The sequence below is a fragment of the Amphibacillus jilinensis Y1 genome (assembly GCF_000306965.1).
GTDB lineage: Bacteria > Bacillota > Bacilli > Bacillales > Amphibacillaceae > Amphibacillus_C > Amphibacillus_C jilinensis.
Genome location: NZ_JH976434.1, coordinates 639,908 through 653,769 on the forward strand (window position 1 = coordinate 639,908; position 13,862 = coordinate 653,769).

At 36.7% G+C, this 13,862-nt stretch carries 10 protein-coding genes; 7 read left to right on the forward strand and 3 right to left on the reverse strand.

Annotated features, from left to right (window positions below; genetic code table 11):
- The first annotated feature begins 253 nt into the window (after positions 1 to 253).
- From B494_RS0103565 to nrdG, 5 genes are all read left to right on the forward strand, one after another.
- Positions 254 to 970 (forward strand): EAL domain-containing protein, encoded by a 717-nt coding sequence (locus B494_RS0103565; protein ID WP_017470994.1) that lies wholly within the window; start codon positions 254 to 256, stop codon positions 968 to 970.
- A 30-nt stretch (positions 971 to 1,000) separates the two neighbouring features.
- A complete protein-coding gene (locus tag B494_RS0103570; protein WP_017470995.1) occupies positions 1,001 to 2,434 on the forward strand; it encodes a zinc ribbon domain-containing protein in 1,434 nt (477 codons plus the stop codon).
- A gap of 77 nt (positions 2,435 to 2,511) precedes the next feature.
- Positions 2,512 to 3,360 carry a zinc ribbon domain-containing protein gene (locus tag B494_RS0103575; RefSeq protein WP_017470996.1) on the forward strand — a complete coding sequence of 283 codons (849 nt, stop codon included), beginning with the start codon at positions 2,512 to 2,514 and terminating at the stop codon, positions 3,358 to 3,360.
- Between the two features lie 343 nt (positions 3,361 to 3,703).
- Positions 3,704 to 5,581: an anaerobic ribonucleoside triphosphate reductase gene (locus B494_RS0103580; protein ID WP_017470997.1), complete on the forward strand. Its 1,878-nt coding sequence runs from the start codon at positions 3,704 to 3,706 to the stop codon at positions 5,579 to 5,581.
- A 5-nt stretch (positions 5,582 to 5,586) separates the two neighbouring features.
- Complete coding sequence (gene nrdG, locus B494_RS0103585; protein ID WP_026065136.1) at positions 5,587 to 6,051, forward strand: anaerobic ribonucleoside-triphosphate reductase activating protein; 465 nt, start codon at positions 5,587 to 5,589, stop codon at positions 6,049 to 6,051.
- Between the two features lie 470 nt (positions 6,052 to 6,521).
- Here the strand turns inward: nrdG and B494_RS0103595 are convergent, their stop codons facing one another.
- Positions 6,522 to 7,475 (reverse strand): nuclease-related domain-containing protein, encoded by a 954-nt coding sequence (locus B494_RS0103595; protein WP_017471000.1) that lies wholly within the window; start codon positions 7,473 to 7,475, stop codon positions 6,522 to 6,524.
- A 1-nt stretch (position 7,476) separates the two neighbouring features.
- Positions 7,477 to 8,178, reverse strand: a complete 702-nt coding sequence (locus B494_RS0103600) for a hypothetical protein (protein WP_017471001.1) — start codon at positions 8,176 to 8,178, stop codon at positions 7,477 to 7,479.
- Positions 8,179 to 8,380: 202 nt separating this feature from the next.
- Here B494_RS0103600 and B494_RS0103605 point away from each other — a divergent pair, with 202 nt between their 5' ends.
- Together B494_RS0103605 and B494_RS0103610 are read left to right on the forward strand one after the other, a co-directional pair.
- Positions 8,381 to 9,562, forward strand: coding sequence for an MFS transporter (locus tag B494_RS0103605; RefSeq protein WP_017471002.1), 1,182 nt, complete (start codon positions 8,381 to 8,383; stop codon positions 9,560 to 9,562).
- Between the two features lie 226 nt (positions 9,563 to 9,788).
- Positions 9,789 to 10,865 (forward strand): LCP family protein, encoded by a 1,077-nt coding sequence (locus B494_RS0103610; protein ID WP_017471003.1) that lies wholly within the window; start codon positions 9,789 to 9,791, stop codon positions 10,863 to 10,865.
- Positions 10,866 to 11,212: 347 nt separating this feature from the next.
- On the opposite strand, the gene B494_RS0103615 is transcribed toward B494_RS0103610, so the two are convergent.
- Positions 11,213 to 13,741, reverse strand: coding sequence for a glycosyltransferase (locus tag B494_RS0103615; RefSeq protein WP_017471004.1), 2,529 nt, complete (start codon positions 13,739 to 13,741; stop codon positions 11,213 to 11,215).
- Positions 13,742 to 13,862: the final 121 nt, after the last annotated feature.

Sequence of the window (13,862 nt, forward strand, 5' to 3'; positions counted from 1 at the left end):
AATGATTCTATTACACAGAAAACATTATAGCATAATTGATTGTCGAATTGGGGGGTATATTAGTCATTTTTAATTTTAACACTATTTAACATTAAAAATGGGGACTTATGTCACATCGGCCAGAGGAATTATGGGTAAATTGTTCTTATTTTGTCGATTTTATTGGAAAACTTAGTGATTTTGGTATACTTGTAATGGTGCATAGTTTTATTATACATAGTTGTAAAAAAAAGGTCTTAGGGGGCGCTAAGTTATGTTGATTGATCGATTTATTGACGAACAGAGGTTTTATCATCATTTTCAACCTATTTATTATCTTCAGGCCGATAAATGTTTAGGTGTTGAAGCATTATTAAGATCGACTGATTTCCCAAATCCTGAATTAGCTTTTGAAGCAGCCAGACGTCGTGGACGGTTGTATCAGCTTGATACAGCTTCTATTAAGAAAGCAATCACCACTTTTGCTACTTCGACTATTAGTCGGAGTCACGAACGGTTATTCGTTAATGTATTGCCCTCTACATTAGTAAACGACCGCTTTCCTGCTTTTATTGAACAGGTACTTGAACACCACCAATTATTAGCCAGTCAAATTGTATTTGAAATTTCCGAGTCTGAGCGTATGGATCAGTTAGCTAACCTTTACTATCGCATCGATCAACTAAAAGCAAAAGGGCTCTACTTTGCTTTAGATGATTTAGGTAAAGGCTATGCTAATTTTGATGTCCTGATTGGATTGGATTTTGACTACATTAAATTGGATCGCTTATTCAGTGCACAACTTCAACAATCATGTAAAAAGAAAGCATTGATTCAATTTTTTCGGGATTATAGTCAAAGTCAGGGGATTGGTTTAATTTTAGAAGGCATTGAAACGAGTCAAGAATATAAACTGGCTTGTCAACTTGGTGTTGACTATGGTCAAGGTTACTTTTTAGGGCGCCCTACTTCTTTAGAACAGCACCAATGACATTAACTACTTTTAACAAAGGATGATGAAATGAATTATTGTAAACATTGTGGCCATCAGCTTAATGAACAAGATCGATTTTGTAAAGGGTGTGGGACTCCTATTCAAACGGTTCAACAAGCGCTGACAGCAACCGAACCAAAACAACCGATCAGTAAAAGAATTAAACAAGCAAGTAAAAAACAAAAAGTCATTGGCTTTTCGCTTATCGCTATTATAATTTTTTCCATTGTAATCTATCAAATAAGCCAACATTTCATGAGTGTCGAACGTTTGATCAATCGATTTGAAACAGCAATAACTGAGCGTGATGCCGACGCACTAGCATCTATGCTTACAACTAATAATCAAGATTTAGAAATTGATGCAGATCGTATTGAGCCTCTTTTCGAATATCTTGAACAGTATGAAATGCGTGCAAGCACGTTAGCGGAAAACCTCCGTACGAAATATAACGGTGAACTTGAAGGGGACTTAGATGACTTTTTCCCATTTGACATTGAAGAAGACTCCATGTTTCTTTTTAATCACTATCAAATTGTTGTTGAGCCATTTACGATTGATGTCTATGCGAATTACGCTGATACAGCGATTCAATTAAATGGTGAGACAGTCGCAACAACTGATCAAGAATATCAAACAGTTGAAATTGGTCCACTATTACCAGGACTGTATTTTCTTGAAGCGGAATTTGAAAGTGAATTTGCCTACTTAACTGATACAAGGGAATTGGAGCTTTTTACAAATAATCAAGATACCCCTTATATCGAGTTTTATCTCTCAGCTGACGCTGTACGTTTCTCTGTTGACTATAGCTCGATTGCTGAGGAGGTACAATACTATATTAATGATCAGGAAGTAGAGCTTGATGATCAATATAGCTATGGTCCGGTTTCACTCGATAAAGTTAACTCAGCTTATGCGCTACTCTCTTTTCCATGGGGAGAATTCCAGTCTAATCAAAGTTCAGTTGACACATCGATTCTGCACTTAGATGTTGACGCACCCTTAAATGAAGCAGCAAAAAAGGCGATAATTGAGGTGGGGGACCGATTTGGTACAGAATTTATTGTGGCACATGTTGAACGCGATGCTGAATACTTTAGCGTAACAGATGAGTGGGTATTAGAGGAATATTTGCTAGACAGCATTGAGAATATGATTGAGAGTGATGTGTATTGGCGAGCATCACATAGTGAGACACTAATCGATTTAGACAGCTTTTACGTATGGTACGATGAAGACGAGAAGGCATACTATACAAATGTTGATGTTAAGTATCACTTTCAAATAGCTGAATCTGATTCTGAAGACGATTTAGCAGAACAAGATCAAGAAGATCTGGAAGATACCGTTCAACTTGAACTCATTTATGATCAAGCGCAAGATCAATGGCTTATTCATGACTATTGGTCGACATTTGGTTTCGATAGCATAAATACTGAACAGATTACCCATGACTAATTTAGGTCTGGCTTATACAGATTATTTTCGCTATAATAGGCAAAGTCACTATTTTTTCAAAGGAGAGAGATGGATTTATGAATTGTCCTAAATGTCAAGCCACTCTTGACCATGATGCCCTTTTCTGCACACATTGCGGGGCCAAAGTTCAAGAGGAATCAACAACAGAACACGTATCAGAGCAACAACCTGTTGCGCATACACCAACAAGTGAGTTTAATCCACAAGAGAGTGCTGAAACAAGTTCTCAGGTACAAGCGGAACAACAAAATCAAGCGGCAAATGAGAATGCTTTTCTAGAAAAGAGTAAAGAGGTAAGTCAGAAGTATTGGCAATTTACCCTCAGTGCACTTAAGCAACCTTTTCAAACAAGTCTTCGAATGACCGATCAACGTGATGATACGATTAATAGTATTATTACACTTGTATTATTTGGTTTCTTATTCGCATTACAATCCTATATAATGATCTTAAATTACACCTATGGCTTTTTAAGACCGTCATTTTGGGATATAGCTATGAAACCATTCTTTTATTCTCTTATTCTACTTGCATTTATGGTTCTTATTACATTTGGAATTACGGCATTATTTAAGATAAAAGTAAGTTACATCCAGACACTAACCCATTTCGCCGCTTTACAAGTGTTACCAACGGTAATTGCTCTGGTCTCAGTGCTGATCGTTTTATTAGGTGGTGTTGAGCTAAGTAACATGCTAATTTTTATTTCGCTATTAATTTTTCTAATTCATATTGTTAGTCAATTCTTTGTGCTTAGAGAAATTTATGATCACAAAAAAAATATTGACGTGACTTATATGGTGCTCTTATTTTATGTCGGATTATATATTTTCTTTTTAGTGTTCGGGGAACTAATATTTGCTGATTTCCTTTCTGGGCTTTTCGACATGCCCTTTCACTTTTAATTAACGATCGTTTTCGCTTATCACATATAAACGTCCGCTACAAAATAGAGAATAGCGCTCATCTAATATAGGCGGGAGTTAACGAAAGCTAACTCAACCATCAAGCAGTGGGAAAGAACGAATCCCTACTGCTTGAAGGATCGTTTTATAATGATCCATCAGACACAAAATTGTCACAATCTCGCAAAAGATTGGCACTGTTGGATTTTAATGATTATTGATCATTTTTTGTGATTTATGCAACTGTTCAGAGAAAAATGAATATGCTAAACTAGGTTTCAATACAAGATGTTGTGTTGAAACCTTTTATTTTATACAATATATAGTGTCAGGAGTGGATGGTATGCAAACACCAACAATGACAAATCAAAGCAATGATCAATTAATGACTGCTCTTAGCGAGATTGTCGATGCTAGTAATCAAGACTTAATACAGGAAAATGCCAATGTCGATGGGCAATCACCAATGGGACAAATGTCCAAGTTTGGCTCTGAGGCAGCTAAGCATTATGCCAAACGTGAATTATTGAGTTCAGATGTGCTTGAGGCAATGGATAATAATTTTATTCACCCACATGATCTCGACTTTATGCCGACAGGAACAACCACATGTGCACAAATCCCGCTTGGAGCGATCTTAAAAGATGGCTTTAATACTGGGCATGGGTATATGCGAGAACCTGCTGATATTGTCAGCGCAATGGCATTGTCATCTATTATTTTTCAATCTAATCAAAATATGCAACACGGTGGTCAAAGCTATCCAATGTTTGATTATGACTTAGCACCATATGTGCGCAAGTCTTATTTAAAACATAAGCGGCGTTTAGCCAATTATCCGGTTGAATGGGACCAGGCTCAACTTGAGCAAACGGCCTGGCAAGAAGCAGATCGTGATGCTTATCAAGCTTGTGAAGCATTTGTACATAATTGTAATTCCATGCATTCACGTGGTGGGGGACAAGTTCCGTTTGTCTCTGTCAATTACGGAACAGATACATCCAAAGAAGGTCGCATGCTTGTTAAAAATTTATTACGCGCAACAAAAGCCGGACTTGGAAATGGTGAAACACCGATCTTCCCTATTCAAATTTTTAAAATGAAGAAGGGTTGTAATTTCTTTGAAGAGGACCCAAACCATGATTTATACCAACTCGCACTTGAAACAACTGCGAAACGACTATTTCCTAACTTTAGCTTTATTGATTCGAGTGTAAATGTCCAACATTATGACGGTACACCAGAATCAGAAGTATCTTACATGGGCTGTCGAACACGAGTAATGGCCAATCGTCATGGTGATGAAAATAGTATTCAACGAGGAAACTTGTCGTTTACATCGATTAATCTTGTTAAAATGGCCCTTGTTTCACAAACAGTCGATGGCTTTTTTGATCAGCTTGGTCATTATGTTGATCTCGTCGTTAAACAATTGTTAGAGCGCTTTGAATTTCAAGCGCAAAAACAAGCTCAGCATTTTTCCTTTTTATATGGTCAAGGTGTATGGAAAGGAAGTGAACAGTTAAAACCAACTGACACACTTGAAGAAGTCCTTAAGCAAGGGACACTTAGTGTCGGATTTATCGGACTAGCTGAAGCATTAGTCGCGTTAATAGGTGAGCATCATGGCCAGTCAGACCGAGCTTATCAACTTGGTTATCAAATTGTTCAATTTATGCGTGAACGTGTTGATCAAGCTGCTGATCTATATGATTTAAACTTTTCATTAATCGCCACACCAGCAGAAGGATTATCTGGTCGCTTTACGAAAAAAGACCGTGAAAGATTTGGTGTTATTCCAGGGGTTACAGAGCGTGACTATTATACAAACTCATTCCACATTCCTGTTTACTATCAAATTCGGGCAATCGAAAAAATTCGTCTTGAAGGCCCCTTCCATAAAATCTGTAACGGTGGGCACATTTCATATATCGAATGTGATGGGGACGTCACCAAAAATATAAAAGCTCTCGATACACTTGTCAAAGCGATGGCTGAACATGATTTTGGCTATGGCTCAATTAATCACCCTGTCGACCGCTGCAATGACTGTGGCTATACAGGTATTATTAATCAAAGCTGTCCAAGTTGTAATAATGCTGATGAAGAAAAGATTGAGCGTATCCGTCGAATTACTGGCTATCTCGTTGGTGATATGAAAAAATGGAATACCGCAAAACGGGCTGAAGAGAGCCAACGCGTTAAACACCAAGGAAAGTGATGATGATGCGTGTATTAAATATATTACATGACTCTGTTGTTGACGGTGAAGGGATGCGAACAGTCATCTTCTTTGCTGGCTGCCCCCATTTTTGCAAAGGATGTCACAATCCAGAAAGTTGGAACATTCGCAATGGGAGTGAGATGTCAGCTGATGAAATTGTTGCTGAAGTGATGAGCAACCCTTTATGCGATGTCACCTTATCTGGTGGTGATCCGTTCTTCCAAGCAGGTGAAGTCGCTGAAGTCGCTAAACGGTTACGAGAAAACGGGAAAAACATATGGGCATATACAGGTTACACACTCGAGCAACTTCTTGAATTGGGTGGCGATTACACGAAATTATTAAAACAATGCGACGTCCTAGTAGATGGACCATTTATCTTGGCTGAACGTGATCTTAGTCTTGATTTCCGAGGTAGTCGAAACCAACGTATTATTGCTTTAGACGAAATAAAGGAACTGGCTTAAGCCAGTTCCTTTTCTTATGTGATCGCTTGATGCTTTCGTGCGAAATCCCCAACTTTCGTGCGATCACTCTTCCTTTTCATGCGAAACCCACATCTTTCGTGCGATCATTCTTCCTTTTCATGCGAAATTCTCATCTTTCGTGCGATCGCTCTTCCTTTTCATGCGAATTTCTCAACTTTCATGCGATCACTCTTCCTTTTCGTGCGAAATCCACATCTTTCATGCGATCGCTCTTCCTTTTCATGCGAAACCCTCTCCTTTCATGCGATCGCTCTTCCTTTTCGTGCGAAATTCTCTCCTTTCGTGCGATCGCTCTTCCTTTTCGTGCGAAACCCTCTCCTTTCATGCGATCGCTCTTCCTTTTCGTGCGAAATTCTCTCCTTTCATGCGATCGCTCTCCCTTTTCATGCGAAATCCCCACCTTGCTTGTGATCATGCGAAATTCAAAGCTGTCATGCAAGCGCTCATATTCATATGAGTGTATTCAAATCATATTGTGTATGCTTTCCTTTTCCGCGGAAAGGTAGCTGTGCTTTCAAGAATAATCGTCTAATCGTATAAGGTGAGTCAACTTTTAAAAAGTAACGTGCTTGTTTATTTGTTATATAACGTGAAATTAACTTCCGATAATCAAGTAGTGCATCTAAATGAGCATCATCATCCTTATTTTTGCAAACTGGGCACTGCCAGTTGCCATGTAGTCGTATAACATGTCCTTTTTTGCAATGTCTGCAATGGACACCCACTTGAATCTCGCTGAAGGGAATATCGTATTTCGCCAGTACATCTTCTTGTTTTTTAACATGTAATTGTTTAAGGCGATTAGCTAGCTTTCTGATTTGATTAAACGTTGTTATTACTTGATAACGCTGATCTAATACTGTTAACCGTTCTGGTAACTGCTGAATCAAAATGAGATCTTCGTGCTCATTATCATTTAAAAGAACTTGATCGTGACTAAGCACGACCATAGGATGGATCGGTAGTTGAAAATAACCTAAGTCACTCATTAACATGGCTAGTTGGTTGCTTTGTAGTTGTACTTGGTTCAATGGATCGGGATAACTTCTCTGATTGCCGTTGGATAACTGAATGAATTGTCGCGCCTTGTTAAAGTAAACCTGTCCGCTTAAATGTTTTACTTCAATGACGTAACAGGCAGACCTTGTTAATACTAAGCGATCAATTTGAAAATAGTGGTCACCCGCTCGCAGACGTAAGGCAGCAAGTTGACACGCTTGACTGAGGGGTGTCAATTTCAGATAATAATCAAGCTGTTTCTCTCCATTAAATCCTGCTTTCTCCCTTCGATAATGGTCCTGAATGCGTTCAAACCGTTGATCTCGCTTCTGATAACGTCTACTGACAACTTCTAATTGCTGAAGAAGTTCCGTTTGCTCTAACGTCAAAATAGTTTCAATCATCTCAATATGGCCCCTTTCTGAATAAGCGATTTAAGCAATAAATTGGCTGATTGGCTTTTATGATATAAGGTAATTTAGCTTCACGAATCAGAGGAGCAATCGATTGATTAGAAGATAAACCAAGGTAATGATTGAGCTGATTAAGTGACAAATGCGGACCATAGAGGATGGCAAATTCTCGGAGGGTGTTAAGATACGCATGTGGGTAGTGATGATGACAATTCGAACACGACCAAACTTGGTGTTGATAAGTTAACATAACGGTTCGACAACCTGGACACCAAACCCCTTTCTTAATTGCTTTGTCCGGAACGTGATACGTGTCGATAATTCGCTTGCAAGTGCTTTTTTGGGTGAAGGTTTGTTTGATGTGCCGTAATTCAGTTGGAGAAAGGTAAACCGTTTGATAGTGGTAGGCAATCGAAGCGATATCACAAGAAGGATCAGTTAAGGGATGGATCGGAATATTTACCGTTGAGGGTAGCCGTGATTTAATCGAAATCAGCTTTTGATTAGCTTGTGGATCAATGATAAACAATACGGTTGGTGTAATGAGAAGTGCATCAACAAATTCGGTGTAATTAAAATTTAAATACGGGTAACGCGTTTCTAAGTTAAGTCGACGTTGATACTGAAGTCGATGTGCTTTAAGTAAAACAGTAAGCCTTTGATAATGCGTGCCACATCGATCTAAGCGTGGCAAAAGAATCCCTAATTGAATATGCTGGGGGTCACGTTTAACTATTATTATTACCTCCCTTAAAATAAGATTTTTTCCATTATAGCGATAAAAATTGTAAAAAGCGAGACTTTTGACAAAATTAGAATCGCTTCGACAGTTTTCTTTTTGCTTGCTTTGATATATACTATATTTCGTATAACGAATAATTTATAGGAGTGTCTTTATGGCTTTACAAATAAATCATGCTGCCACTGCCGAAAAAATATGGACGAAAGACTTTGCCCTGATTTGCGTAGCAAACTTCTTCATCTTTCTAGGCTTTCAAATGACTTTACCTACTATTCCTCTTTTTGTTCAAGAACTTGGTGGCACTGACCAAATGATTGGTTTAATAACAGGTATTTTTACATTTTCATCTTTATTATTTCGACCTTATGCAGGACATGCACTTGAATCAAAGGGAAGACAAATCATCTATATGACTGGCCTGGCTATTTTCGTTCTATCTGTTGGTTCCTATGCGATCGTCCCTACCATCGCATTTCTGCTTATAATGCGTCTTGTTCAAGGGGTTGGTTGGGGACTATCTACCACTGCGACGGGAACGATCGTCACTGATTTTACACCGCTTAACCGACGTGGTGAAGGTATGGCCTATTTTGGTTTTTCAGGGAATCTTGCCCTTGCTATCGGCCCCACGCTTGGATTAACTTTGGCCGGAACCCTTGACTTTACCCCACTTTTTTTAATTATTGCATCACTCGGACTTGTCGCTACCTTACTAGCGACACGAATTAATTATAAGAAAGTTGAAGCAATGCCTAATAAATCGACAACAGTTAAATTTGATATTTTTGAAAAAAGTGCCGTTAAACCTTCCTTATTGCTATTCTTTGTCACGGTTACTTTTGGAGGAATCACATCTTTTCTCCCACTATACACTAACCAACAAGGGGTTCGAGGCATTGAACTATATTTCTTATGTTACGCTATTGCTTTATTAATTTCTAAAACATTCTGCGGAAAGTTGTATGACTTAAAGGGGCATATTTATGTTTTTTTACCCGGTGCAGTTTTAGTCGTGTTAGCAATGCTTATGCTCTTTTGGCTACCTGGAAGCTGGGCTTTACTCGTGGCAGGTGCTTTATATGGTCTAGGATTCGGTAGCATTCAACCAGCACTTCAAGCTTGGGCCATTAATGCCGCACCAACCCATCGCCGCGGAATGGCCAATGCAACTTTTTTTGGAGCATTTGATTTGGGTGTTGGTGCTGGTGCCATGCTATTCGGCTTCATTGCCTCATTTCTCGGTTATCAATTTATTTATTTATTTGCCGCTTTATCTGTATCAATTGCCATGATGGTTTATATTGGCTTATTGGTTAAATACGGTCAAGAAGGGTAAACTAAAAGCACTGTTAACAAAAGCACTATCCTTTATGTTGCATTTATTGGAAACTTACTAAAATAAAAAACTTGTAACTTTTCGATAAAACAAGAGACTAATAGTGTAGAACTTTACAAATTTGTTACAACTATTAAATATATGAATAAAGCAATTTACCTTTCATTTTAATAATAGTACAATAGTTGTTAGTGTTATGTATTTTGTTAACTTAAGGGGATTAATGATGAAAAAAAATAATCAAGTTAGATCACGTGCAATAAAAAGACAAGTTAAAAAAAGAAGTCGCAAGCGAAAGCTGATTTTATTTATATTAGTACCAATTTTACTCTTGGTTACGGCCACATCTGTTTACGCCTTAAATATGCTAAATCGAGCGCAAACTGCTGTAGACAATGCCTATGAAGATGATGGCAGAGACCGTTCAGAACTGCGCGAGATTGACGTTGACCCTGGACAAGATCATGTATCGATTTTGTTTATTGGTATTGATCAAAGTGAACATAGAGATAATGAAGGCCATGCACTTTCAGATGCCTTAGTATTAGCAACATTAAATAAAGACGAGAATAGCGTAAAATTACTTAGCATTCCTCGTGATTCATATGTTTATATTCCAGAAGTTGGTTATAATGATAAAATAACGCACGCCCATGCTAGAGGTGGTTCTCGTGCTACCATTGATGCCGTTGAAGGCTTTTTAGATATTCCTGTTGATTACTTTGTCCGTCTTGATTTTCATGCTTTTGTTGATGTCGTCGACGCTCTAGGTGGCATAACCGTTGACGTTCCTTATGAATTGACTGAATCGGATTCTTACGATCGAAGAGATTCTATACATTTATTACCTGGTGAGCAACAAGTTAACGGTGAAGAGGCTTTGGCCTTAGCAAGAACAAGAAAACAGGATAATGATATTGAACGCGGGCGTCGTCAGCAAATGATTATGGAATCGATCTTAGACAAAGCGGTCTCAATAGGTTCTGTTAATCGCTTAGGTAATATTATTGATGCAGTGGGAGACAATATGGCCACTAATTTAACTTTTAATGAAATGACAAGTTTTATTTCGTATGGTATTTCTGGTCATTTAAATGTTGAAACCTTAAACCTTGAGGGTAGTGATCTTTATTTAGAGAATTCTGTAGGTCAAAATATTTATTATTATCAACTTGATGAACCCCATTTAGCTGAGGTTCAAACCAAATTAAAGACACATTTAGATTTAATTGATGAAACTGACCAATATGAAACAAATATTGACGGTGAAACACAAACTTCTCCAATTGAAAATAACAATTAAATAATCGAAACGATTAATACACATTCTAATCAGTAACACCCCAAAAGTTAACCTATCCATTTAACTTTTGGGGTGTTTTTATGGCTTTCACTTCTGTTCGATTAAGACTTACGTATACTACCCATCCTGTCCTGCGTTAGGTATGCTTTTTAGCGGTCTGGAAACTTATATGTGTTACCTTGAGCAAGTTTTTTTACCTACCATGCTATAATGTCTGTGCCCCCTCCGACATAAGTTGAAGTTTTTTTGAAGACCAAAAAATGTAGTGCAATTAAATCTCACACTACATTTTTACTTTTATTTAAAAATTTACAAATTATTAAATAATTTATTTATCAAAATACCATTTAATCAACTATAAATTCCTTTACCCTATTAATATGCGTTTTATAGCTAAAATTATTTTCAATTAATTTTTCAGCTTTCTTTACTTGTTCGTTATAATATTTAGGATTAGAAATTAAGTTGTCTAGTTCTTGCTGTAAATTACTTGGTGTAGAATAAATCGCGGCATCTCCAAATAATATATTGTATTGAGGTGGTAAGATGACTGGTTTACCACAAGCCATTGCTTCTATAATTACCCTACCAAATGATTCAATCCAAGCACTATGCGTATAATAGACAAATACATCTATTTTATCAAGGAATTCTTTTGGACTGATCTCATCAAATTCATATACTACCCAATTATCCGGTAATTCACCAAGCATTTCTTTTGGAACAGAAGCTCCACCAAGCACATAAACTTTGTATTTCGGAGTGTTTGGATATACTTGAATTAACGCTTCTCTTGACTCTGGCCATTTCACTTTTTGCCCGCGCGAATGTCTGCCTATAATGATTGGGCTATTAATTGATGGGGTATCTGGGCTACTATTTCTCCACTCATTAACATCTATGATATTAGACCAATCAGTATCAGATAACTCTATCGTCTTCAAATCCTCGATATGATATTCAATTAACGCATTTCTAACTAATGGTCCAATAGGGTACCATTTAGCTTTTTTACCAAAATAATCTTTTATACGTTGGTTGCAAACTGGGATATCATAACGCTTTTCTTTATTGTCACTATAGTCACTCATCGGTGTTTGATTAATAATAGCAACTATCTTATTTGGCATTATATCCGGTATATATTTTTGATTTACTTGCAATATAGGAGGGTATCTTAATATAAGTAAATCACAAGTAACATGTTCCCCATATACTATGAGTTCAACCATCCCTGAATTTATAAGTTCTCTTACTTCTGGATTAATTTTTTTCTTTGGCGAATAGTCATAACGCGCAATTTGCACAATCGCTGTCTTTAATCCTACTTCAAGCTGAGCTTTAATCTCTTCAATACTTGATTTGGTCGATCCACCATCAAGCCTAAAATCCGAACCTATAATAACATCGAAATGGCGTTGTTTTTTATTATCTATTTCTCTAACTGGACGCATGGGTTCAGGTATAGCAAAAGGACGCTTAACTAGTGGATAATTATACTTTAAGTCTTCCGTTGCGTTATGGTGCTGCGTCTGTGCTTCAAGATATTCTTTCCTTGCCCCCATAAAAAAGTTTGGGAAACCAAATGCTGAATTTCCAGTTAATGAATTAGAGGAATATCTTTGAAATGAAAGCGGTCCTGATTCTAACAAGACAATACTATTCTCCCCAAATACTTTTTTTATACGTTTTATAAATTCTGAATCTGCTCCAAATCTAACACTATCCCAGTATCCTAATTTGCCTAATACTTTTTCTCTTCTAAACATAAAAGAAGACATATTACTAAAAATATATGTTCCTAACTTACCTCTACGATTAAAAAATAAATTGTCCGATGCTCTAGCTTGTTGTGATGTATTTCCTATAATTTTTGGATTCTTAACTAGATGCTGAACTTGTTTCTCTATTTTTTCGGGATGGGACCAATCATCCGCGTCATTAATCGTAACAAATTCCCCAGTAGCTATGTTAAGAGCTTCATTTCTTGCCACATAAGGACCACTATTTTCTGTTAATTTTAAAAATTTAATTCTAGCATCCGATTCTTGGTATTTCTCAATAATCTCCGCCGTACGATCAGAGCTACAATCATCAACAACAATAATCTCAAGGTTCTCCCAAGTCTGATTTTGAATTGAAGTAATAGAGGTATGAATAACATCTTCAGCGTTATAAACAGGCATTATCACAGTAACCTTTAGTTTGTCTTCTATCATTTTAAGGTTAGATTTCTCAACTTTTAACAGATCATAAGGAGCCTGTTCTGTATTCATTTCTTTAAGCGTAACAGGTGCTATATTATAATATGCCATAGCTTGATTAATTTCATTTATTCGAATGGATAGATCTGTTTTGGTATTAGCATTCGTCAAATACAGGTCCGGATGTGTATAACTTTTTAGCATTTTATTCAGTAAAGAAATGGCGGTTTTTTCCTCACCAAGTAACAAAAAACTTTCAACCTCTAAGATCACAATTTGTTTTTTAAATTCTTTATCAACTAATCCTTTTTTGACACGTTGTAAATAATCTATACATTTACGTGCGTCTTCTTTAGTTTGTTGATTAGCATGCCAGACTGCCAATTCTAATGCAATTGTTCTTTTAAAATGCTTATCATGACTTTCTTCATAAGCCAATAGTAGCTCCTTATATGCCTGCTCTGTAAATCCGAGATTATTTAATTTATATCTCAATAAATCAATTTTTCTATATGCCTTATGTACGTTACCTTTACTAATAGCATTTTTAACCTTACTTTTTATTTTTCTTGGTAAAATAGACAATAATAGCTTCTTGAATCGTGTAGTAAAGAGATTATTAATTGTCCAATATAAGATATCAGATAAATATTGTTTCATTATTTTAACCATTAATTGTGCACCTCATGTGAAATAATAATATTAATTTAAGTTATTGTCACCAATAAATATTTATCAATAACACAACCTAGATTTCTTTATAATAACATATTTCCCACATAAAATTAAATCT